A 22,023-nucleotide genomic window follows, 5' to 3' on the forward strand; every position below is an offset into this window, starting at 1 on the left:
TTGATGTCCAAAATTTTGTTTCGTTCACCAACTCAAGGTTAGTTACTAAAAACTTTATTGATTACGTTTTGCTTGTTCAGTTTTCAAGGTTCATTTTTTCGTTTACTGCGTCACCTCTTGGCGACTTATACATAATAACATCGATTATTCATGAAAGTCAACACTAAATCATAAGTTTTTTTAAGAACTTTATTTTTTTGTTTAAAAATATAGAAACGAGGTTGTTATGATGGTTCGTAAAACGTTGATTTCACTGATTTTCATCGTAATACTATTTGTCTTTATAAAGCCGATAAATTCTACTATGATTTCTGTATTTAATATCGCTGATGCTCCAGCAGTTGTAACAAAAGGACATTATGGTACATCACTTATTGTCGAAATTTCTTTCTCTGATGAAACCCTGTTGAATTGGCTTAAAACTATAAAAGAACCTTATCCGCTTCTTTTGTTAGATGCTGCATGGATTGAACGTTCACCCGAGCACCTAAAAGTCATTCAAGAACGAAAACTACCTACAGGATTATTAGGGCCTGAGGATTCCGTAGATAAGCCGATTGATCTTGCCGTCGTTCAAAAAGATATTAATACTTACGAAAAGCATTTTCAAGAAACCCCACTTTGGTTTGCAACACAAAATCACCAGTATTCGCAGGATTTACAAAATAACTTATTTCAACAGCAGATGAATATACTTTCTCCCTCTCTAATCTGGAAAGGTGAAAAAACACCTAAATTACAAAAGGGAGATTTTGTTTTTATCTCTTTACACCAAAATAATAAAATCTCGATTAAAGAGCTGAATACATTTCTACAACAAAATAAATTTATGTCGATTGAGGAAAATATATTCGGCTATAAAGTTCAAACTAAAAAATCACCATAAAGTGAAACTTTAATCAGTGGGGGTTTTCTTCATCCCCACTGATTATTAGTCTTCACCAATCGAGCTTTTACGGACAGTTGATCTCCCAGACTTTCGGCAATTACTGCACGCCCGTTAATCCCGGGATAACAAAGAAGTTGCCTCCAACTAATAGAGGCAACTTCTTTTGTTAATTATTATGCATTTTTAGCTTGTTCACGACGCGCTTTACGGCGTGCTTCTAATCTTTGACGATCTTCTTCGGATTTTGCATTATATTTTGGTAATACTAATAATTGATAAGCGTTTACAGCGAGTAGTGGGAATAGTAGTAATGCAACATACTCGTTAATATTTTCATCGCGACCCATTAATGCAATTGTCCATTCCAGTGTCGTAACAACAATCATAAAAAATAATGCCGAAATGAAAACATGTTTTTTTCCTGTTAATTTCACTTTTTGAATGGCTGTTAATATAGCACCTAATAGTAATACAATTAACAAACCAACATAGAACAACCAGCTTTGTCCATCTTTTACACCTGGTATAAAGCGGAAGAATATAATATCAAAAATAGTAAAAGCAATTAATAACAGCTGTACCCAATTCCATAATGTAAGTGTTCTAAAAATATTAACTCCCACTTGATGAAGCGTTAAATAAGCAAAAAAGCCCGCTTGTGCAATAACACTCATTGTAAATCCTAAGAAAACCATCCATAAAAGCCCGGCCAAAAATTCACCCCAGTGACCGTTTGTTATGTATGGTTGAAAGAAATCCCATCGAATAAATAAACTGCAAATTCCGTTGACTGCGCCACCAACGAGCATTGCAAAGAAGAAAAACTTTGCCCAATTTCGTATCGTCACAACTAAAAGTCCCCCAATTTCTCAATATACATCTGTACTTATTTTAACAATGCATTGTTAAAAAAGCTATTTCTCATCGTAACCAATACATAAAGTCATCATAAATGTGAACAATAATTGAAAGAGTCTATTTATAGAAAGGACTGATGATTGATGCGAAAATTCTTCTTACTACTAATCCTAATGCTTTTTCTTTCTGCCTGTTCACAAGATAAAGCCTCTACCATGTCCTATGATGAAATAAAAAAAATAATGATCGACTCTTTACAAACCGAGGATGGTAAAAAGGCGTTGCGAAAGCTTTTAGAGGAACCAAGTTTCCGTGAATTATTAGTTTTGGAGCATGATGAAGTGAAGAAAGCTACCGAAGCTACCTTGCTTTCAAAAGAAGCAGAAGACTTTTGGAAGAAAACATTCGAAGATCCAAAGTTTAAGGAAACTGTAGCTAAAAGTATGCAAAAGCAACAACAGGATATTATGAAGGAATTAATAAAAGACCCCTCTTTCCAAAAAGATATGGAGGCTTTCTTTGGCCAGCCAGATATGCAAAAGCAGTTAGAGACTATTCTAAAATCCTCCAATATGAGAAAACAAACGGAGGAAATCGTCAAGGAAACGATTGAAAGTCCGCTTATGCAAACAAAATGGCAGGAGCTTATTAGGAAGAGCGGTGGCGAGACAGGTAAAGCTGGCGGCGGTAAAAAAGAAGCTGGCGGCGGCGGTGAAGGTAATGAGCAAAAAGGCTCTGAGTAACCACTCACATATGAAAAACGGATTTCCTCCATTGTTCGAGGAAATCCGTTTTCATTATTCATTCATTTATTTATTTAATTTATTTAATTTATTAATGATGTTCGTCGCGATATCTAAATAAATTTGTCCTGTTGTGTGTTTTTCAGCATAAACAGAAGGTGCAAAATCTTCTTCTGACCAGTCAGGCTGACCAAGAGGAATTTGACCAAGTAGCTCTGTACGTAGTTCTTCTGCTAACTTTGGACCTCCACCTTGACCGAATACGAATTCACGGTCACCTGATTTCGATTCATACCATGCCATATTTTCAATAACACCTAAAATTTCATGGTCTGTTTGTAAAGCCATCGCACCTGCACGAGCTGCAACGAACGCTGCTGTTGGATGTGGTGTTGTTACGACAATTTCTTTTGATGAAGGAAGCATTTGGTGGATATCTAATGCAACGTCACCTGTACCTGGTGGTAAATCCAATAGTAGATAGTCTAGTTCACCCCATTCTACATCACGGAAGAACTGATCTAACACTTTACCTAACATTGGTCCACGCCATACAATCGGTGCGTTATTTTCAACAAAGAAGCCCATTGAAATCATTTTCACACCTAAACGATCAACAGGGAAAATTCGATTATCTACCACTTTAGGCATATCTGTAACACCCATCATATCAGGCACACTGAATCCATAAATATCCGCATCAATTAAGCCAACCTTCTTACCTAAACGCGCTAATGCAACAGCTAAGTTAACTGATACTGTAGATTTCCCTACACCGCCTTTACCAGAGGCAATTGAAATAACTTGTACTGTGCTAAGTGGAGATAAAATATCTTGCGCCTCAGCCTCAGTTGCTACGCCACGGAAGCTCTGTAGTTTTTCTGCTGACAGCTCTTCGAAACGAATACCAACTGTATTTGCACCCGCTTCCTTCAAAACTTCAACAATTTTCATTTGTAGCTGTAATTGTTCAGGTGTATTTGTTTTAGCAATCGCAATTTTTACACTGACATGATTCTTCTCTTCTTTTATCGCTACATTTATAATACCGTCTGTTTCTGCAAATGATTTATGTAAAAATGGATCTTGTAGTTGTTCTAGTATTTCTCGTACTTGTTGTTCATTTATCACGACGAACACTCCCCTTATATTATCTCAATGTTAGTATATCATAATGACTTGATTTACGTTGTGTAGTTGCTCTATTCAATTTTAGCTAATAAATACTCTTCTATACCTTCAACAATGGCATCTCCCATTTTTTCTTGGTATTTCTTATCGGTTAATAGTGCGCGTTCCTCATCATTACTTATAAACCCTGTTTCTACTAGTGCAGCAGGTACCTCAGCTTTTTTCAGTAAATAAATTTGTTTTATAGACATTGCTTCCCGATCAGTATTTTTCAAATTAGCACGAATGGAATCTTGAATGCTCTTTGCTAGTAATTCACTTTCAGCATGTCCTTCTTTATGATAAAACACCTGTGCGCCACGCCACTTTGTTTCAGGAATGGCATTTGCATGAATTGTAATAAAAAGATCCGGTTTTTCTTTTTCTACTATGTCTTTTCTTAAAAAGATGTCCTGCTTTTTTCGTTCTCTCAATGTTCCAAACTTTTCTGACGACGCGTGCTCATCAATAACATCTCCATCTTTTGTTCGTGTCATTACGACTGTTGCGCCTTTTTTCTTTAATTGCTTCTCCACATGCTGAGCAATTGCAAGTGTAATATCCTTTTCAATTACTTCGCCCTTTGAAGCACCTCCATCCTGACCTCCGTGTCCCGCATCAATGACAATTTTTATGCCACCAAGTGGGTCCGGTAAGAAGAAGTTACGGTTCGAAGCATTCGTTTCATATGCCACGACCACTATACTCATTAGCATAATTACTCCTAGTGCAAGCCAGCGCTTCACCCATATCCACCACCCTTTTACATATAGTGTACGAAGTTAGTGATTGAACTATGCCAGAAAGTAAAAAAAACTCTCAAGTATTAAAAGTAGGAGTTTGTAAAAAATACTTTTTAATAATGATAAAACGGCGTTAATCCTTTTATAATACAAGGACTAAAGCCGTTAATTTTTTATTTTAGTGTAAATTCTGGTTTAAACTTACCTGTATAAGGTTCATGCTCAACGAATACTGTTATATCCTTACCGTCTTTATCTTTACCAGTTCTTTTATATGTGAATTTCTTATTATTTAGCTCAGTAATTTCTAGTACAGCCCCATATTTATTGTCGCCAATTGAAACATGAGCTCTTAATTTATTTCCATTGATCACATTAAAGTAACCATAGTCACCGCGGCTTTTACCTGTTTCAGGATTGAAAAATTCATATTTATTCGTATTAGCATCATATTTCGCAATACTAATAAAATTTGTATTATATTGTGTTACATCATTTTTATTTACATCTAATACAACCGTTCCTTGCCAAAGCGTACCAGCTAAAATTTTGTCTCCATCCATGTCCTTAACAATAGAGCCTGTAGATTCATTTAATGTTTTATCTGGTGCCGTAAATGTTAGGTTTTTTTCCTTATAAGGAATATGCTCAACGAATACCTCTACATCGTTCCCATTTGCATCTTTCCCCGTCTGTTTATAAGTAAACATATTATTTTTTAGCTTAGTAATCTCCACAATCGCTTGATAATTTTTCGTTTCTGAAATCAATACTCTATGCTTTCCATCATTCGTAATAAAGAAAATCCCTTTATCGTCGATGCTTCCAGCTGTATTTGGATCGAAGAATTCATAGCGTCCTGAATCACCGTCATATTTCGCAAGGCCCATTAAATTTGAATTCTCTGCTGTTAAATCTTTATTATTTTTATCGTAAACTTTTGTGGCTTGCCAATCTGTACTACTGAGAATTTTGGCATTCGCTTGACCTTCTGTTATTTCTACCTGTCTTTGATCTACATTATTTCCTGTTCTTACTTCTTCAGTTTTTTTTACGTCAGTTTTATTACCACATGCGCCAAGAAGTGCAACTGCTGCCAGTGATAATATTAATAGCCTTTTCATATATTGACCTCCATTTTCAGAATAAACAACCTAAAAGTAGTATCAGCCATTTCTATCTAAAATACACATCACAGTTGCTATTAATATTCCAGACAGCAGCAGTGCCTTAGGATTGAAGTATTTTCCGCACAAAAAAACCCTTTCTCGAAAATTCGAGAAAGGGTTTGGAAACGTTGATATAACAACGATATTAACGTTTTGAGAACTGAGGTGCACGACGAGCGCCGCGTAGACCTGGTTTTTTACGTTCTTTCATGCGTGAATCACGAGTAAGTAATCCAGCAGATTTTAATGCAGCACGGAAATCTGGGTCTACTTGAAGTAGAGCACGAGCGATACCGTGACGTACTGCACCAGCTTGACCAGTGTATCCACCACCGTTAACGTTTACGTGGATATCATAGCTTCCTGTAGTTTCAGTAGCTACTAATGGTTGTTTAATTACTTCACGTAAAGCAGCGAATGGTACGTATTCTTCGATTTCACGTTTGTTGATAACAATTTTACCTGTACCTGGTACTAAACGTACGCGAGCTACAGAGCTTTTACGGCGACCAGTGCCGATGTATTGAACTTGTGCCAAAGTAATATCCTCCTCTTAATTTATATTATCCGCGAAGCTCGTAAGCTTCTGGTTTTTGTGCAGCATGTGGATGCTCTGTTCCAGTGTAAACGTTAAGTTTAGTGAACATTTTGCGACCTAAAGAGTTTTTAGGAAGCATCCCTTTAATTGCTAATTCGATCATTCTTGTTGGGTACTTATCTAGCATTTCACCAGCAGTACGAGTTTTTAAACCACCCGCAAATTGAGTATGGTGACGGTAAAGTTTACCCTCTAATTTGTTACCAGTTAAATGGATTTTGTCAGCGTTGATGATGATTACGTGATCACCTGTGTCAACGTTTGGTGTGAATGTTGGTTTATGTTTACCACGTAAGATTGCAGCTACTTCAGAAGCTAAACGTCCAAGAGTTTGGCCTTCTGCATCAACTACTAGCCATTTACGGTCTACTTCGTGACCTTTAGCCATGAATGTTGTACGCATGTATATATCCTCCTAATCGATTCGATTACCGTTATTTTTCATTAAACTACACTATAAGTTTTCGGGGCTTATTTGTGGTGGTAATGAAAATACCATCTGTTATCATATAATGAATGACTTTTAAAGTCAAGCAATTTCAATAAACACCTGGAGAAGTTGTTCAGATTCATTGATTGTTAAAATTAGGGCATTTATGAGCCTTAATTTTATAAAAGTACAATGATATTTCACGTCAAAAATTCTATAAACTTCTTAATGATTCGTCACCATAACGTGGGGGTGATTTCCGTTCCTGCTGGGCGCTTTCCTGGGGGCGTCGGGGCAACAGATGTTTTTTGTCGAAAGCGTAGTGCTAACATAGCGACAGCTACAGATGTTTTTTGTGCGAAAGCGAAGCGACAGCGAAAGGATGTTGGTCACGAAGGTGTTATCACAGGACGTGATGCTTTTAGCCTTCGTTCCTCTCCCGCTTCACTCCAATCAACTTATATACATAGCGTTTTAACAAATGGCATCTAGACTTTTGGTGATGAGTCTTTTAATAGAAGACTTTCTCAAGATACAGACCATGAGGAGGTGCAGTTTTGCCTGCTTTATCGCGATTCATAGATTGAACGACTAACTCCACATTCTCAATGTCACGACGCCCTATACCAACTTCCCAAAGCGTGCCTGCGATAATACGTACCATATTATATAAGAAGCCATTTCCTTCAATCACCATATGAAGCTCTTCACCATACCATTCAAATTGTAGTGAAGTTACTGTGCGCACCTTATCTTTGACACTTGTATTGGCTGCACAAAAGCATGAAAAATCATGGGTACCGATAATAGCCTTTGCTGCCTCCTGCATTGCCTCAACATTTGGTTTCACACCATTTGTCTCTACAGTGTATTGTCTACGGAATGGACTCTGTACAGGCTCACATGACCATATATATCGGTACCGCTTCCCTGTTACACTGTAGCGCGCATGAAAGTCTGCAGCAACTTCTTCAATCGACATTACCCGAATATCTCTTGGCAGTTGAACATTCAATGCCTTCATGTATTTATCCACTGGAATCGCGAGTGGTGAATCAAAATGCAATGTTTGACCTGTTGCATGCACCCTTGCATCTGTACGTCCACTAGCTGTTACCTTTATCTTTTCCCCTTTATGCATAATGGCTAGAACACGCTCAAGCTCTGCCTGTACTGTGCGCTCGCCAGGCTGTACTTGATAGCCAGAAAATTGCGTTCCATCATAACTTATAATTGCTTTTAATCGTCGCATAAAGCCTACTCCTTTTAGCTTCTATAGAAGAATAGTAATACGGCCATCGCTACTAATAACACAAGTGAAAATGTATCACTCATATCCCACTTTAGCTTGCGATATCTTGTACGCCCTTCGCCTCCACGGTAGCCCCTTACTTCCATAGCTGTTGCTAAATCCTCGGCTCGTTTAAAAGCACTTACAAAGAGAGGTACCAGTAATGGCACAACCGCTTTAATACGATCCTTTATTAGGCCAGAAGATAAATCCGAACCACGTGCCATTTGTGCTTTCATAATTTTATCTGTTTCATCCATTAACGTTGGAATAAAGCGCAATGAAATAGACATCATCAGAGCTAACTCATGTACAGGCACTTTCACAGCTTTTAATGGATTTAGCAGTACTTCAATGCCATCGGTAATGGAAATCGGTGACGTTGTAAGCGTTAAGATAGATGTCATAAACACTAGAACTAGGAAACGTATCGAAATAAATATCCCTTGTCGGATACCTTCTTCATAGATAGTGATAAACTTCCACTCAAATACTGGGGCACCTTCTTTCGTCATAAATATATGAATCAAAAAGGTAAATGCCATTAAAAAAAGTACTGGCTTTAGACCATTAATTAAAAAATACAGACGAATACGTGATACTAGCACAATAAGTAAGGTAAAAGCCAATAGCAAGGCATATGTCACTGTGTTGTTTGCTAAAAAAACAATAATAATGAAAGCAAACACAAATATAAGCTTTGATCGTGGATCGAGCTTATGAACTGGAGAATTCCCTGGAAGGAAGCGCCCAAATATCATTTTCTCCATCATGACTGTCCACGCTCCTCTCTTAGCATTCGAGCAATTTCAGTTGCCAGCTCTTCTTCGGTTAAGCATATCTTTGAGAAGGTTTTGTTTATCATTTTTTCGATTTTTTGTTGAAAGCGTACGATACGAGGTGGTTCTAAGCGGAAATTTTTTAATGTCTCTACATCTTTGAAAATTTCTTGTGGTGTGCCACTTAGTACATTTTTCCCTTCATGCATAATGACAATATTGTCTGCATAACGAGCTGCGTCCTCCATACTGTGCGTAACGAGTATCGTCGTTAGGCCACGTTCCTTGTGTAGCCTATAAAACATATCCATAATCTCTTTCTGACCGCGTGGATCAAGCCCTGCAGTTGGTTCATCTAAAACAATAACTTCCGGTTCCATCGCTAAAACGCCAGCAATTGCTACCCTGCGCATTTGTCCACCCGATAAATCAAAAGGTGATTTTTCAAGTACGTTCTCTGGTAAGCCTACTAAGCCTACAAGCTCTTTTGCTCGCGCTTCAGCCTCTTGCTCTGATACACCAAAGTTCATAGGACCAAACATGATATCCTTTAATACGGTTTCTTCAAATAGCTGATGCTCCGGGAATTGAAACACAATACCAACCTTTTGACGTACAGCCTTTAAATTCTTCGCCTTTTTTCCAGCTACAACAATGCGATCTCCAATATATACTTCCCCAGAAGTTGGTCTTAGAAGTGCATTAAAATGCTGAAGAATTGTCGATTTACCGGAACCGGTATGCCCAATGATTGCCTGATACGTATGTGAAGGAATTTCAAAATCTACATCGAATAATGCACGTTTTTCAAAAGGTGTACCTTGTGAATAGGCATAGCTTACTTGTTGAAGTTTGATGTCCATAAATCATTCACCAACTCTTCTTCTGTCATATGTTGCCCCATTAACGGAACACCTTCCTTTTGCAATAACTTTGATAACTTCATGGCAAATGGCAAGTCTAGCCCAAACTCAACTAGCTTGTCCCCAAGTGCAAAAATTTCAGCAGGTGTACCCTCAGCAAATTTCTTTCCATCATTCATGAAGAGAACACGATCTGCAAGCATTGCTTCCTCTAAATCATGTGTAATAGATATTACCGTTAACCCTGTTTCAGCACGCAAAGTTTGAACTGTTTGTAATACCTCAGCACGCCCCTGGGGATCTAGCATAGACGTTGCCTCATCTAAAATAAGGAGCTTTGGCTTCAATGCGAGTGCGCCTGCAATGGCAACACGCTGCTTTTGCCCACCTGATAAATGATGTGGCTCATGATCTAAAAAATCACTCATTTTTACTTGTTCTAGTGCTGCATGTACACGTTCTACCATCTCTTCAAACGGTACTCCGTTATTTTCAAGAGCAAAAGCAACATCATCCTGCACTGTCGCTCCAACAAATTGATTGTCTGGATTTTGAAAAACCATGCCCATCTGTGAGCGGCTTGCCCATAGGTTTTCTTCATTTAATGGTTCACGTAATATACGTACATCACCCTGTTGTGGGTAAAGCAAACCATTCATAAGCTTTGCAATGGTGGATTTACCAGAACCGTTATGGCCAACAATGGCAATCCATTCCCCTTCCTGTACCGCAAAGCTTACATTTTCAACAGCATTACGATTTCCTTTTTCTTCTGGTGTATATGAAAATGTCACATTATTTAATGATAAAATTTCTGGCATTTCTAGAACTCCTCTCTACATGCTCAGCTCTACTAACTAACTTACACTTTTTTATGTATGAATTCTACTACAATCAGTATGTCGATAAAAGAAAAGTGCTAAAATCACTTTTCATTTTTTCATTTAGAATATATAGGAACTAATATGATTTATAGGATATTTCTTCAAGAATACATCAAATATTGGAGTGAGGCATCCCAAATATTCTGACGAGTGCTAATATAAAACGAGAATATAAAAAAAAGCACCACTAAATTGGCGCTATCATACTTCCCTAAAAAATAAAAAAGCGCGCACCTCATTCGATAGAAATGCGCTAGTCGTTACATTTTCAAGAAACACGGGTGCTCAAGCCCCTGTTCCCTCTGAATGAGGTGCGGAGAGCTAAACGAGACGCCACACAACAGTGTCCGCTCATCATAACGCTCAGCTTAATTATTTGTCGTATAAATCGTTTATAAAGAAAGAGGGTGGTGATTCCACCCTCTTCACCACTTGTCTTCTCTTATGATTAAACTAATTCAATCACAACAACAGGTGCACCGTCACCACGACGAGGACCTACTTTAAGAATACGAGTGTAACCACCTTGACGCTCTGCATAACGTGGTGCAACATCGTCAAATAACTTTTGAAGTGCAAATGAAGTTGTTTCGTTACCTTCTGCATCAGTAGTTGTTACTAGTTCACGACGGATGAATGCAGCAGCTTGTCGGCGTGCGTGTAAATCACCGCGTTTACCTAAAGTAATCATTTTTTCAACAGCTTTACGTACTTCTTTAGCGCGAGCCTCAGTAGTTTCGATACGCTCGTTGATGATTAAATCAGTAGCTAAGTCACGTAACATCGCTTTACGTTGAGAACTTGTACGACCAAGTTTTCTGTAACCCATGGATGTTTCCCTCCTTTATAAAAAAATATCTGATCTTATAAGTTTTGTTTAAATCGCTTAGTCTTCTTTGCGTAATCCTAAACCAAGCTCTTCTAACTTCGCTTTTACTTCTTCTAGTGACTTACGTCCAAGGTTACGAACTTTCATCATGTCGTCTTCTGACTTATTCGCAAGTTCTAGTACTGTGTTAATACCAGCGCGTTTTAAGCAGTTATAAGAACGAACAGAAAGATCAAGTTCTTCGATAGTCATCTCTAAAACTTTTTCTTTTTGATCTTCTTCTTTTTCGACCATGATTTCAGCAGTTTGTGCCTCATCTGTCATGCCAACGAAGATGTTTAGATGCTCGGTTAAAATTTTTGCTCCGAGCGAAATCGCCTCTTTCGGACCGATGCTACCATCTGTCCACACATCAAGAGAAAGTTTATCGTAGTCAGAAGACTGACCTACACGAGTATTTTCCACTTGGAAATTGACGCGTGATACTGGAGTGTAAATAGAGTCGATCGGGATCACGCCGATAGGAAGATCCTCACGTTTGTTTTGATCAGCAGGAGTGTAACCACGGCCGCGTTGAGCGTACATACGCATACGTAAATGACCGTTTTTAGCGATTGTTGCAATATATAGATCCGGGTTTAAAATTTCTACATCACTGTCATGTGTAATGTCAGCAGCTGTAACTGTACCATCGCCTTTTACATCAATCTCAATAACTTTTTCTTCGTCAGAGTAGATTTTAAGAGCTAGTTTTTTCACGTTCAAAATAATTGAAGCTACATCCTCTACAACGCCTTCTACAGTTGAGAATTCGTGAAGAACACCGTCAATTTGAATTGAAGTGACAGCAGCTCCTGGTAATGAAGACAGAAGGATACGACGTAAAGAATTACCCAAAGTGTTTCCATATCCGCGTTCAAGCGGTTCTACAACAAACTTTCCATATTTGGAATCTTCGCTGATCTCCACCGTTTCAATCTTTGGTTTTTCAATTTCGATCATTTTATTTACCCTCCTTCAAAACATCGAATGTATAGGTTCTTTCCATCATAGATTCGATCGTCATTGACGTATCGTTTATTATCTGCACAAGACAGTCTGTACAAAAAATGATGTTCTCATACAATATGAGACGCACCCATTACACGCGACGACGTTTTGGCGGGCGGCAACCATTATGAGGAACTGGAGTAACGTCTTTAATAGCAGTTACATCTAAACCAGCAGCTTGAAGTGCACGAATTGCAGCTTCACGACCTGCACCAGGACCTTTAACAGTTACTTCCAACGTTTTCAGACCATGTTCAAGGGATGCTTTAGCAGCAGTTTCTGCAGCCATTTGAGCAGCGAATGGTGTAGATTTACGTGAACCACGGAAACCAAGAGCACCAGCACTTGACCAAGATACAGCGTTACCTTGCATATCTGTAATCGTTACGATTGTATTGTTGAATGTAGAACGAATGTGTGCAATACCAGATTCGATATTCTTTTTCACACGACGTTTACGAGTTTGTTGTTTACGAGCCATGTTAAGAAGGAACCTCCTTTACTGATTATTTTTTCTTGTTCGCTACTGTTTTACGAGGACCTTTACGCGTACGCGCATTGTTCTTCGTATTTTGGCCACGAACAGGTAAACCACGACGGTGACGGATACCACGGAATGAACCGATTTCCATCAGACGTTTAATATTTAATGAAGTTTCGCGACGTAAGTCACCTTCAAGTTTGTATGAGTCTAATTGTTCACGGATTTTGTTTAACTCATCTTCAGTTAAGTCGCGTACGCGTGTATCTTCTGAAATACCTGCGTCAGCTAATACTTTCTGAGCTGTAGTTTTACCAATACCGTAAATGTAAGTTAATGAAATTACCACGCGTTTGTCGCGAGGAATGTCAACACCAGCAATACGTGCCATGTACGTTGTGCACCTCCTTTAGAATTATCCTTGTTTTTGTTTGTGTTTAGGATTTTCACAGATTACCATTACTTTACCGCGTCGGCGAATTACTTTACATTTTTCGCAGATCGGTTTCACAGATGGTCTCACTTTCATCTAACCTAACCTCCTTAGTAGTCCGGAGCGCAAAAGATTATTTAAAACGGTATGTGATACGACCGCGAGTTAAATCATAAGGAGATAACTCGATAGTAACCTTATCTCCAGGTAGAATGCGGATAAAGTGCATACGAATCTTACCAGATACGTGTGCTAAAATCACATGTCCATTTTCTAATTCTACCTTAAACATCGCGTTTGGCAAAGTCTCAACAACTGTTCCTTCGACTTCAATTACATCATCTTTCGCCATCTACTCTGTCTCCTCTCTATATGCAAATTAAAGTTCTCATCGTTACATCAAACGGATATCTGCTGCAACTATAGAAGCAACCTCGTTTCAACATATGTTTGGATTGTATGAGAGATGTTTGAATGACGCTCGTCTGGTTTCGCTTCACACAATCCACGGAATATACAGAACCATTAAGGGGACTGAACCTCCGATGTTTACACGAATACCGGAATGTCTTGGATGAGATATTCATACCCGTTACACAGATGCTTCCACGAAACCCATTATACTCTTTCAAAAGTAATGTTGCACTTTTTAAAAGAAATATATACCGGGCACAATATGCTTTTGCAACTCTCAAAAAAATTATGTTTCGTTGTTGCTCCCGCATGCCTCCCGCGGAAACAGTATTCTGCGCCCGGAGCCGGGTATCAGCTGCGGCTGCCCTGTAATAGAGCATCAAGATCAGCAAACACTTTGTTAATATCTTGCTGTCCATCTATATTTGTTAACACACCTTTTACTTCATAGTAGTTAAGTAAAGGTTGTGCTTGTTTCATATTTACTTCCAGACGGTTTGCAACCGTTTCAGGATTATCGTCCGCACGTGTATAAAGCTCGCCACCATCTTTATCACATATTCCTTCCTCAGCTGGAGGATTGAAAATTAGATGATAAGAAGTACCACAAGCTTTACAAATACGACGACCTGATAGACGAGCAACTAGCTCATCTTTTTCAACTTGGATGTTAATTGTATGTTCAATAGCTTTACCAAGATCAGCAAGGATGCTGTCTAAAGCTTCAGCTTGAGGAACAGTACGTGGGAATCCATCTAATAAGAAGCCCTTTTCACAATCAGGTTTAGCAAGTCGTTCACGAACAATACCAATCGTTACTTCATCCGGTACTAGAGCACCTTGATCCATAAACGATTTAGCTTGCAAGCCTAGTTCTGTACCATCTTTAATAGCAGCACGGAACATATCGCCTGTAGAAATATGAGGAATCGCGTACTTCTCAACAATTTTATCTGCCTGTGTGCCTTTACCAGCACCTGGCAGACCCATTAAAACGATATTCATACGGAAATATTCCTCCCACAAAAGGTTTGCTGATTTCAGGAAACGATAGAACGTTCCCTAAAAACCAACATTATTTCATAAAGCCTTTGTAGTGACGTTTAACAAGTTGAGATTCTAGCTGTTTCATCGTTTCCAGCGCTACGCCGACTACGATAATAATACTAGTACCACCGATCTGCACTGTGGCAGGTAGATTCATAAAGTTTATGATAATAATCGGCATTACTGAAATAACAGTTAAGAAAATCGCACCGACAAATGTCAGACGATATAACACGCTTGTTAAATACGTTTGAGTACTTTCACCCGGACGAATACCCGGAATGTAAGCACCTTGCTTTTTCAAGTTATCTGCCACATTTTCTGGATTCACTTGTACGAATGCATAGAAATATGTGAATGCGACGATCAATACAACATAAACAATCATCCCAACAGGTTTTGTATAATCAAACGTGTTTTGAATGAATGTTGATACAGCACCATCACCAAAGAACGGAACTAACGTACGAGGTGTCATCAGAAACGCTGATGCAAAGATTACCGGAATAACCCCTGCAGCATTTACTTTTAACGGTAAATGCGTTTGTTGAGCACCTGTTTGTTGGTTGCGTCCAGTAACTCGTTTTGCATATTGAATTGGAATTTTACGTAGTGCTTGTTGCACGTAGATAACTCCAACAACAACTGCAAGCAGAACTAAAACAAGCAATCCGAGAATCACTAGATTGATAAATAGTTTATCACCAGCACCCTCGATTTGCTGTGCATAGATTTGGTTAATGCCATTCGGTAATGCCGCAACAATACCTGCGAAAATTACAACAGAAATACCATTCCCAACACCATGCGCAGTAATTTGTTCAGCAAGCCATACTAGGAATGCTGTACCCGCTGTTAATACAATAGAAATCGTAACATATGTTAAAATTCCTTCTTCTTTAATCAAAGATCCACCATACATTCTATTAAAACCAAATGACATCGCGAATGATTGGATAAAGGCAAGAACAATTGTAAAGTAACGAGTAAATTGAGCAAGTTTACGTCTTCCGACTTCACCTTGCTTTGCCCACTCAGCAAATTTCGGCACTACGTCCATCTGCAATAACTGAACAATGATTGAAGCAGTGATGTAAGGCATAATTCCCATTGCAAAGATAGAGAAGTTCTTTAAAGCACCACCGCCAAAAGTATTCAGGAAACCAACGAGATTGAACTCATCAGTTGCCTTTAATACATTAGCGTCAACGTTTGGTACTGGTACAAACGTACCAATACGGAAAACGATTAACATTAAAAGAGTAAAAATGATTTTATTTCGTATATCTCGAACACGCATAAAGTTAGAGATCGTCTGAAACATTAAATCACCTCAGTAGTTCCGCCGGCATTTTCAATTGCTTCTTTAGCCGAAGCTGAGAATTTATGAGCTTTTACAGTAAGCTTTTTGTTAAGAGTTCCGTTTCCAAGAACTTTAATTCCAGCTTTTTCATTGCTCACTAAACCTGTTTCAAGTAATAATGCAGTTGTTACCTCTGCACCATCTTCAAAACGGTTTAATGTGTCAAGATTAACGATCGCGTACTCTTTACGGTTAATGTTAGTAAAGCCGCGTTTCGGTAAACGACGGAATAAAGGGTTTTGACCACCTTCGAATCCTGGGCGTACACCGCCGCCAGAACGAGAGTTTTGACCTTTATGACCTCTACCTGCAGTTTTACCGTTACCAGAACCGATACCGCGACCTACGCGGTTACGTACTTTACGGGAACCTTCTGCTGGTTTTAACTCATGAAGTTTCATATTGGATGGCACCTCCTTGTTCGTTAATTAAAAATTAGTTTTCTTTTACAGTAACTAAGTGAGCTACTACATCAATCATACCGCGAGTTGCTGCATTATCAGCTTTCTCAACAGTTTGGTGTAATTTGCGTAAACCTAGAGCTTCGATTGTTTTACGTTGCGCAGGTTTAGAACCAATCACAGATTTTGTAAGGGTGATTTCTAATTTGTTAGCCATTATCTTTCCCCCCTTATCCTAATATTTCTTCCACTGATTTACCACGTAATTTAGCTACGTCCTCTACGCGTTTTAATTCAGTTAAACCTTGAACTGTTGCACGCACCATATTGATTGGTGTGTTAGTTCCAAGAGATTTTGAAAGAATATCAGTAATACCAGCAAGTTCTAGTACGGCACGTACTGGACCACCAGCGATAACCCCTGTACCAGGAGCAGCAGGTTTAATTAGGATTTCTCCTGCACCAAAGCGCCCTTGCACTAAGTGTGGAGTTGTTCCACCTACGCGTGGCACTTCGATTAAGTTTTTCTTCGCATCTTCAACAGCTTTACGGATAGCATCTGGCACCTCTTGAGCTTTACCAGTACCGAAACCAACATGACCGTTTTTATCGCCAACTACAACTAATGCTGTGAAGCGGAAGCGACGTCCACCTTTAACAACTTTAGCAACACGGTTAATAGTAACTACGCGTTCTTCAAGTTCTCCAAGTTTGTTTGCGTCAATTCGACTCATGAAATGTGTCCCTCCTTTTTATTAAAATTCTAAACCGTTCTCACGTGCAGCTTCAGCTAAAGCTTTCACGCGTCCATGATATAAGTAACCACCACGGTCAAATACTACAGCAGTAATATTTTTTTCCGTAGCGCGTTTTGCGATTGTTTCACCGACTTTAGTTGCAGCATCAACATTACTACCAGCACCTTCAAAACCATTTTCTTGAGAAGATGCGCTAACAATTGTTACGCCTGCTACGTCATCGATAAGTTGAGCGTAAACGTTCTTGTTTGAACGGAATACGTTTAAGCGTGGACGCTCAGCAGTACCCGAAATTTTAGAACGTACGCGTGCATGACGTTTTTTACGAACCTGATTTTTATCTTGTTTCGTAATCACAAGGGTCACTCCTTTCTAATGCCTAGGCAGCATTATTTACCTGTTTTACCTTCTTTACGACGAACATATTCGCCTTCATAGCGGATACCTTTACCTTTGTAAGGCTCTGGTGGACGCACGTCACGGATGTTAGATGCAAGAGCACCAACACGTTCTTTGCTGATACCTTTAACGATGATTTTAGTGTTTGAAGGAACTTCAACTTCTAGACCATCTTCAGGTGTGAACTCAACTGGATGTGAATAACCTACGTTAAGAACAAGTTTTTTACCTTGTAATTGCGCACGGTAACCGACACCGATAAGTTCTAATGATTTTTCGAAACCTGCAGAAACACCAGTAACCATGTTCGCTAATAGCGCACGAGTTGTACCGTGGTTTGTGCGGTGTTCTTTTGAGTCAGAAGGACGAGATACAGAAAGTACGTTACCTTCTTGCTCAATTTTCATATCTTGGTGGAAAGAACGAACAAGTTCGCCTTTAGGACCTTTAACGGTAACTGAGTTGTCAGCTGCAACAGTAACAGTTACGTTAGCTGGTACCTCGATAATTTTTTTACCTACACGAGACATTTAGTTGCACCTCCATTCATTTATTGCTAATTACCAAACGTATGCTAGAACTTCGCCGCCAACTTGTTTAGCGCGAGCTTCTTTATCTGTTAATAAACCTTGTGAAGTTGACACTAAAGCGATACCAAGACCGTTCAGTACTTTAGGCACTTCATTTGTTTTAGCATATACTCGTAGACCAGGTTTAGAAATACGTTTTAAACCAGTGATAACGCGCTCGTTATCTTTACCGTATTTTAAGAAGATACGGATGATACCTTGTTTGTTGTCTTCCACGTATTCTACGTCACGTACGAAACCTTCACGCTTTAAAATTTCAGCGATTTCTTTTTTCACGTTGGAAGCTGGTACTTCTAACTTCTCGTGACGAACCATGTTCGCATTACGAATGCGAGTAAGCATATCTGCAATCGGATCAGTCATTGTCATTACATTTACCTCCTTCCCAAATTAGGGGATTACCAGCTGGCTTTTTTCACGCCAGGAATTTGTCCCTTATATGCAAGTTCTCGGAAACAAATACGGCAAAGTTTGAATTTGCGATATACAGAGTGTGGACGGCCACAGCGTTCACAACGTGTATATTCTTGCACTTTAAACTTTTGCTTACGTTGTTGTTTAACGATCATAGATTTTTTAGCCACGTTTTCGCCCTCCTTGTTTAATTACTTTTGGAACGGCATACCGAATTGTGTCAATAACTCGCGAGCTTCTTCATCAGAATTCGCTGTCGTTACGATCACGATGTCCATACCGCGTACTTTTGAAACTTTATCGTAATCGATTTCTGGGAAAATTAATTGCTCTTTAACACCTAAAGTGTAGTTACCGCGACCGTCGAATGCTTTTTTAGAAACACCACGGAAGTCACGTACACGTGGTAGTGAAATTGAGATTAATTTATCCAAGAATTCATACATACGCTCACCGCGTAATGTAACTTTAGCACCGATAGGCATACCTTCACGTAGACGGAAACCTGCGATCGATTTTTTCGCTTTAGTTACAACTGGTTTTTGACCAGTGATAATTGTTAATTCTTCTACAGCTGCATCTAATGCTTTTGAGTTTTGAACAGCATCACCAACACCCATGTTGATAACGATTTTGTCAACTTTCGGCAATTGCATAACTGATTTATATCCAAACTTGCTCATAAGAGCAGGAGAAACTTCATTTAAATATTTTTCTTTTAGGCGGCTCATTTGTGTACCTCCCTTCTTTTATAGAAATTAGTCGATTACTGCACCTGATTTTTTTGCAACACGAACTTTTTTACCGTTTTCGATTTTATAACCTACACGAGTCGGCTCGCCAGATTTAGGATCGATTAGCATTACGTTCGAAACGTGAATTGCAGCCTCTTGGCTTACAATTCCACCTTGTGGATTCAATTGGTTAGGTTTTACGTGTTTTTTCACGATGTTCACACCTTCAACAAGAACGCGATCTTGTTTAGGGTAAGCAGCAAGAATAACGCCTTCTTTGCCTTTATCCTTACCAGTGATAACCTTAACCTTGTCACCTTTTTTTACATGCATGCTGTCGCACCTCCTTGATTGGCACTATCATGAAATTAAAGAACTTCTGGAGCTAGAGAAACGATTTTCATGAAGTTGCTGTCACGTAATTCACGTGCAACAGGTCCGAAAATACGAGTTCCGCGTGGTGATTTATCATCACGAATAATTACACAAGCATTTTCATCAAATTTGATGTACGTACCATCTTTACGACGTACGCCTGATTTAGTACGAACGATAACAGCCTTAACAACGTCACCCTTCTTAACAACGCCACCTGGTGTTGCTTTCTTAACTGTACAAACAACGATATCACCGATGTTAGCAGTTTTACGGCCAGAGCCACCAAGGACTTTAATTGTAAGAACTTCACGTGCACCTGAGTTGTCAGCAACTTTCATACGACTTTCTTGTTGGATCACTTAGGTTACCTCCCTTCGGAAATTGGTTGTTCCGAAATAGTTATTAAATAATAACCGCTTTTTCTACAACTTCAACTAGACGGAAACGTTTAGTTGCTGATAGCGGGCGAGTTTCCATGATACGTACGATATCACCGATTTTCGCTGTGTTTAACTCGTCATGAGCCTTAAACTTTTTAGAGTATTTTACACGTTTACCATAAAGCTTGTGCTTTTTGTGAGTTTCAACTAAAACAGAAATAGTTTTGTCCATTTTATCTGAAACGACGCGGCCCGTGTAAACTTTGCGTTGATTACGCTCAGTCATACTTGAAAACCTCCTTTATCAGTTATTTGCACTGATTTCTCTTTCACGAATAACAGTTTTCATACGCGCGATTGCTTTACGCACTTCGCGAATACGAGCTGTGTTTTCTAATTGACCAGTCGCCAATTGGAAGCGAAGGTTGAAAAGCTCTTCTTTCAGTGATTTCACTTTCAATTCTAATTCAGAAGTGGCAAGGTCACGGATTTCATTAGCTTTCATTAGATTCACCACCAGTTTCTTGACGTTTTACGATCTTACATTTAACAGGAAGCTTATGTGATGCTAAACGAAGTGCTTCACGTGCGATCTCTTCAGATACGCCAGCGATTTCGAACATTACTTTTCCTGGTTTTACTACTGCAACCCAACCTTCAGGAGAACCTTTACCAGAACCCATGCGGACTTCTAGAGGTTTTTTAGTGTAAGGTTTGTGCGGGAAGATTTTAATCCAAACTTTACCGCCACGTTTCATGTAACGAGTCATCGCGATACGGGCAGATTCGATTTGACGGTTAGTAATCCAGCTAGCTGTTTGAGCTTGTAAGCCCCATTCGCCGAAAGATACTTCTTTACCGCCTTTCGCTTCGCCACGCATGTTTCCGCGGTGTTCACGACGGTATTTTACGCGTTTAGGCAATAACATATTATTTGCCTCCTTCCACAGATTTCTTCGTAGGAAGAACTTCACCACGGTAGATCCATACTTTAACGCCTAATTTACCGTAAGTAGTGTCAGCTTCTGCGTGTGCATAGTCGATGTCAGCACGTAGAGTATGAAGTGGAACAGTTCCTTCACTATAGTGTTCAGCACGCGCGATATCAGCGCCACCTAAACGACCAGATACTTGTGTTTTAATTCCTTTTGCACCAGCACGAATTGTGCGTTGGATCGCTTGCTTTTGCGCACGACGGAATGATACACGATTTTCTAATTGACGAGCGATATTTTCAGCTACTAGACGAGCGTCAAGATCAGCACGTTTGATTTCGATAATGTTGATGTGTACACGTTTACCAGTTAAATCGCTAAGGTATTTACGAAGATTCTCAACTTCAGAACCACCTTTACCGATTACCATACCTGGTTTCGCAGTGTGAATTGTAATGTTTACACGGTTTGCAGCGCGTTCAATTTCAACTTTAGAAACAGAAGCGTCTTTAAGAGCCGTTTCAATATATTTACGCACTTTAATGTCTTCGTGAAGTAGAGTTGCATAGTCTTTTTCAGCGTACCATTTTGACTCCCAGTCACGAATAATACCAACGCGTAGTCCTATTGGATGTACTTTTTGACCCACGGATTAACCCTCCTTCTTCTCAGATACCACTAGAGTAATGTGGCTTGTGCGTTTGTTAATTGCGCTTGCACGTCCTTGTGCACGTGGACGGAAACGTTTTAATGTTGGACCTTCATCAACGAAAACTTCAGAAACTACTAAAGAGTTGATGTCAAGATCGTAGTTGTGTTCAGCGTTAGCAACTGCAGATTTTAATACTTTTTCAACGACTGGAGACGCCGCTTTTGGAGTATGACGTAAAATTGCAACTGCCTCACCAACTTGCTTGCCTCGGATTAAGTCTACTACTAGACGGACTTTACGAGGAGCAATGCGAACAGTACGAGCGATAGCTTTAGCTTGTGTCATTAG

The 22,023-nt window shown here is 39.3% G+C and carries 35 protein-coding genes; 2 read left to right on the top strand and 33 right to left on the bottom strand.

Annotated elements, in window-relative coordinates:
- The first annotated feature begins 226 nt into the window (after positions 1-226).
- Positions 227-886 (top strand): hypothetical protein, encoded by a 660-nt coding sequence (locus ACQKOF_RS05650; protein ID WP_427554510.1) that lies wholly within the window; start codon positions 227-229, stop codon positions 884-886.
- A 176-nt stretch (positions 887-1,062) separates the two neighbouring features.
- Here ACQKOF_RS05650 and ACQKOF_RS05655 read toward each other — a convergent pair whose 3' ends face one another.
- Positions 1,063-1,737, bottom strand: coding sequence for a KinB-signaling pathway activation protein (locus ACQKOF_RS05655; protein ID WP_427554512.1), 675 nt, complete (start codon positions 1,735-1,737; stop codon positions 1,063-1,065).
- A gap of 153 nt (positions 1,738-1,890) precedes the next feature.
- Here ACQKOF_RS05655 and gerD point away from each other — a divergent pair, with 153 nt between their 5' ends.
- The gene (gerD, locus tag ACQKOF_RS05660) at positions 1,891-2,490 is read left to right on the top strand and encodes a spore germination lipoprotein GerD (protein WP_370043860.1); all 600 of its coding nucleotides are present in this window, start codon (positions 1,891-1,893) and stop codon (positions 2,488-2,490) included.
- A gap of 66 nt (positions 2,491-2,556) precedes the next feature.
- Here the strand turns inward: gerD and ACQKOF_RS05665 are convergent, their stop codons facing one another.
- The 32 genes from ACQKOF_RS05665 to rplV all read right to left on the bottom strand — a co-directional run bounded on the left by ACQKOF_RS05665 (position 2,557) and on the right by rplV (position 22,020).
- Positions 2,557-3,621 (bottom strand): P-loop NTPase, encoded by a 1,065-nt coding sequence (locus ACQKOF_RS05665; RefSeq protein ID WP_427554515.1) that lies wholly within the window; start codon positions 3,619-3,621, stop codon positions 2,557-2,559.
- Positions 3,622-3,692: 71 nt separating this feature from the next.
- On the bottom strand, positions 3,693-4,406 hold the full coding sequence (locus tag ACQKOF_RS05670; RefSeq protein WP_427554517.1) for an N-acetylmuramoyl-L-alanine amidase: 714 nt from the start codon (positions 4,404-4,406) through the stop codon (positions 3,693-3,695).
- Between the two features lie 170 nt (positions 4,407-4,576).
- Positions 4,577-5,527, bottom strand: a complete 951-nt coding sequence (locus tag ACQKOF_RS05675) for a DUF4822 domain-containing protein (RefSeq protein ID WP_427554519.1) — start codon at positions 5,525-5,527, stop codon at positions 4,577-4,579.
- Positions 5,528-5,717: 190 nt separating this feature from the next.
- Positions 5,718-6,110 carry a 30S ribosomal protein S9 gene (gene rpsI, locus ACQKOF_RS05680; protein ID WP_004233744.1) on the bottom strand — a complete coding sequence of 131 codons (393 nt, stop codon included), beginning with the start codon at positions 6,108-6,110 and terminating at the stop codon, positions 5,718-5,720.
- 25 nt (positions 6,111-6,135) lie between these two features.
- Positions 6,136-6,573: a 50S ribosomal protein L13 gene (rplM, locus tag ACQKOF_RS05685; protein WP_049662886.1), complete on the bottom strand. Its 438-nt coding sequence runs from the start codon at positions 6,571-6,573 to the stop codon at positions 6,136-6,138.
- Between the two features lie 538 nt (positions 6,574-7,111).
- Positions 7,112-7,852: a tRNA pseudouridine(38-40) synthase TruA gene (truA, locus tag ACQKOF_RS05690; protein WP_427554520.1), complete on the bottom strand. Its 741-nt coding sequence runs from the start codon at positions 7,850-7,852 to the stop codon at positions 7,112-7,114.
- Positions 7,853-7,866: 14 nt separating this feature from the next.
- Positions 7,867-8,664 carry an energy-coupling factor transporter transmembrane component T family protein gene (locus ACQKOF_RS05695; protein WP_427554522.1) on the bottom strand — a complete coding sequence of 266 codons (798 nt, stop codon included), beginning with the start codon at positions 8,662-8,664 and terminating at the stop codon, positions 7,867-7,869.
- Positions 8,661-9,533: an energy-coupling factor ABC transporter ATP-binding protein gene (locus ACQKOF_RS05700; protein ID WP_427554524.1), complete on the bottom strand. Its 873-nt coding sequence runs from the start codon at positions 9,531-9,533 to the stop codon at positions 8,661-8,663. The genes ACQKOF_RS05695 and ACQKOF_RS05700 overlap by 4 nt, the downstream gene beginning before the upstream one ends.
- Entirely contained in the window at positions 9,509-10,354 is an 846-nt protein-coding gene (locus ACQKOF_RS05705) for an energy-coupling factor ABC transporter ATP-binding protein (RefSeq protein WP_427554526.1), read from the bottom strand. The genes ACQKOF_RS05700 and ACQKOF_RS05705 overlap by 25 nt, the downstream gene beginning before the upstream one ends.
- Before the next feature lie 511 nt (positions 10,355-10,865).
- Entirely contained in the window at positions 10,866-11,246 is a 381-nt protein-coding gene (gene rplQ / locus ACQKOF_RS05710) for a 50S ribosomal protein L17 (RefSeq protein WP_012296051.1), read from the bottom strand.
- A 57-nt stretch (positions 11,247-11,303) separates the two neighbouring features.
- Positions 11,304-12,248 carry a DNA-directed RNA polymerase subunit alpha gene (locus ACQKOF_RS05715; protein ID WP_004233733.1) on the bottom strand — a complete coding sequence of 315 codons (945 nt, stop codon included), beginning with the start codon at positions 12,246-12,248 and terminating at the stop codon, positions 11,304-11,306.
- A gap of 139 nt (positions 12,249-12,387) precedes the next feature.
- Positions 12,388-12,777, bottom strand: a complete 390-nt coding sequence (gene rpsK / locus ACQKOF_RS05720) for a 30S ribosomal protein S11 (RefSeq protein ID WP_053482801.1) — start codon at positions 12,775-12,777, stop codon at positions 12,388-12,390.
- 25 nt (positions 12,778-12,802) lie between these two features.
- The gene (gene rpsM, locus ACQKOF_RS05725) at positions 12,803-13,168 is read right to left on the bottom strand and encodes a 30S ribosomal protein S13 (protein ID WP_049662875.1); all 366 of its coding nucleotides are present in this window, start codon (positions 13,166-13,168) and stop codon (positions 12,803-12,805) included.
- A 24-nt stretch (positions 13,169-13,192) separates the two neighbouring features.
- Positions 13,193-13,306 (bottom strand): 50S ribosomal protein L36, encoded by a 114-nt coding sequence (gene rpmJ / locus ACQKOF_RS05730; protein ID WP_000868344.1) that lies wholly within the window; start codon positions 13,304-13,306, stop codon positions 13,193-13,195.
- A 37-nt stretch (positions 13,307-13,343) separates the two neighbouring features.
- Positions 13,344-13,562 (bottom strand): translation initiation factor IF-1, encoded by a 219-nt coding sequence (gene infA / locus ACQKOF_RS05735; protein WP_004233690.1) that lies wholly within the window; start codon positions 13,560-13,562, stop codon positions 13,344-13,346.
- A 413-nt stretch (positions 13,563-13,975) separates the two neighbouring features.
- Positions 13,976-14,629, bottom strand: coding sequence for an adenylate kinase (locus ACQKOF_RS05740; RefSeq protein WP_427554527.1), 654 nt, complete (start codon positions 14,627-14,629; stop codon positions 13,976-13,978).
- Between the two features lie 70 nt (positions 14,630-14,699).
- Positions 14,700-15,995 carry a preprotein translocase subunit SecY gene (gene secY / locus ACQKOF_RS05745; RefSeq protein ID WP_370043871.1) on the bottom strand — a complete coding sequence of 432 codons (1,296 nt, stop codon included), beginning with the start codon at positions 15,993-15,995 and terminating at the stop codon, positions 14,700-14,702.
- Positions 15,995-16,435 (bottom strand): 50S ribosomal protein L15, encoded by a 441-nt coding sequence (gene rplO / locus ACQKOF_RS05750; RefSeq protein ID WP_010860592.1) that lies wholly within the window; start codon positions 16,433-16,435, stop codon positions 15,995-15,997. The genes secY and rplO overlap by 1 nt, the downstream gene beginning before the upstream one ends.
- A 34-nt stretch (positions 16,436-16,469) precedes the next feature.
- Positions 16,470-16,652 (bottom strand): 50S ribosomal protein L30, encoded by a 183-nt coding sequence (rpmD, locus tag ACQKOF_RS05755; protein ID WP_053482805.1) that lies wholly within the window; start codon positions 16,650-16,652, stop codon positions 16,470-16,472.
- Between the two features lie 13 nt (positions 16,653-16,665).
- Complete coding sequence (gene rpsE / locus ACQKOF_RS05760) at positions 16,666-17,169, bottom strand: 30S ribosomal protein S5 (protein ID WP_049662867.1); 504 nt, start codon at positions 17,167-17,169, stop codon at positions 16,666-16,668.
- Between the two features lie 21 nt (positions 17,170-17,190).
- Positions 17,191-17,550: a 50S ribosomal protein L18 gene (gene rplR, locus ACQKOF_RS05765; protein WP_427554528.1), complete on the bottom strand. Its 360-nt coding sequence runs from the start codon at positions 17,548-17,550 to the stop codon at positions 17,191-17,193.
- A gap of 32 nt (positions 17,551-17,582) precedes the next feature.
- Positions 17,583-18,122: a 50S ribosomal protein L6 gene (gene rplF, locus ACQKOF_RS05770; RefSeq protein ID WP_427554530.1), complete on the bottom strand. Its 540-nt coding sequence runs from the start codon at positions 18,120-18,122 to the stop codon at positions 17,583-17,585.
- A 30-nt stretch (positions 18,123-18,152) separates the two neighbouring features.
- Complete coding sequence (gene rpsH / locus ACQKOF_RS05775; protein WP_008181717.1) at positions 18,153-18,551, bottom strand: 30S ribosomal protein S8; 399 nt, start codon at positions 18,549-18,551, stop codon at positions 18,153-18,155.
- A gap of 29 nt (positions 18,552-18,580) precedes the next feature.
- A complete protein-coding gene (locus ACQKOF_RS05780; RefSeq protein WP_004233656.1) occupies positions 18,581-18,766 on the bottom strand; it encodes a type Z 30S ribosomal protein S14 in 186 nt (61 codons plus the stop codon).
- A 21-nt stretch (positions 18,767-18,787) separates the two neighbouring features.
- Positions 18,788-19,327, bottom strand: coding sequence for a 50S ribosomal protein L5 (rplE, locus tag ACQKOF_RS05785; RefSeq protein WP_008181719.1), 540 nt, complete (start codon positions 19,325-19,327; stop codon positions 18,788-18,790).
- A 27-nt stretch (positions 19,328-19,354) separates the two neighbouring features.
- Entirely contained in the window at positions 19,355-19,663 is a 309-nt protein-coding gene (gene rplX, locus ACQKOF_RS05790; protein ID WP_053482809.1) for a 50S ribosomal protein L24, read from the bottom strand.
- A gap of 35 nt (positions 19,664-19,698) precedes the next feature.
- Positions 19,699-20,067, bottom strand: a complete 369-nt coding sequence (gene rplN / locus ACQKOF_RS05795; protein WP_004233650.1) for a 50S ribosomal protein L14 — start codon at positions 20,065-20,067, stop codon at positions 19,699-19,701.
- 43 nt (positions 20,068-20,110) lie between these two features.
- Positions 20,111-20,374: a 30S ribosomal protein S17 gene (gene rpsQ / locus ACQKOF_RS05800; protein ID WP_053482810.1), complete on the bottom strand. Its 264-nt coding sequence runs from the start codon at positions 20,372-20,374 to the stop codon at positions 20,111-20,113.
- 18 nt (positions 20,375-20,392) lie between these two features.
- Positions 20,393-20,593, bottom strand: coding sequence for a 50S ribosomal protein L29 (gene rpmC, locus ACQKOF_RS05805; protein WP_049662852.1), 201 nt, complete (start codon positions 20,591-20,593; stop codon positions 20,393-20,395).
- On the bottom strand, positions 20,583-21,017 hold the full coding sequence (gene rplP / locus ACQKOF_RS05810; RefSeq protein WP_010860599.1) for a 50S ribosomal protein L16: 435 nt from the start codon (positions 21,015-21,017) through the stop codon (positions 20,583-20,585). Before rplP ends, rpmC begins: the two co-directional genes overlap by 11 nt.
- Position 21,018: 1 nt before the next feature.
- The gene (gene rpsC, locus ACQKOF_RS05815; protein WP_049662850.1) at positions 21,019-21,672 is read right to left on the bottom strand and encodes a 30S ribosomal protein S3; all 654 of its coding nucleotides are present in this window, start codon (positions 21,670-21,672) and stop codon (positions 21,019-21,021) included.
- A 3-nt stretch (positions 21,673-21,675) separates the two neighbouring features.
- Positions 21,676-22,020 carry a 50S ribosomal protein L22 gene (gene rplV / locus ACQKOF_RS05820; RefSeq protein WP_004233639.1) on the bottom strand — a complete coding sequence of 115 codons (345 nt, stop codon included), beginning with the start codon at positions 22,018-22,020 and terminating at the stop codon, positions 21,676-21,678.
- Positions 22,021-22,023: the final 3 nt, after the last annotated feature.

Source organism: Lysinibacillus sp. NPDC093190 (genome assembly GCF_050280425.1).
Lineage (GTDB): Bacteria > Bacillota > Bacilli > Bacillales_A > Planococcaceae > Lysinibacillus.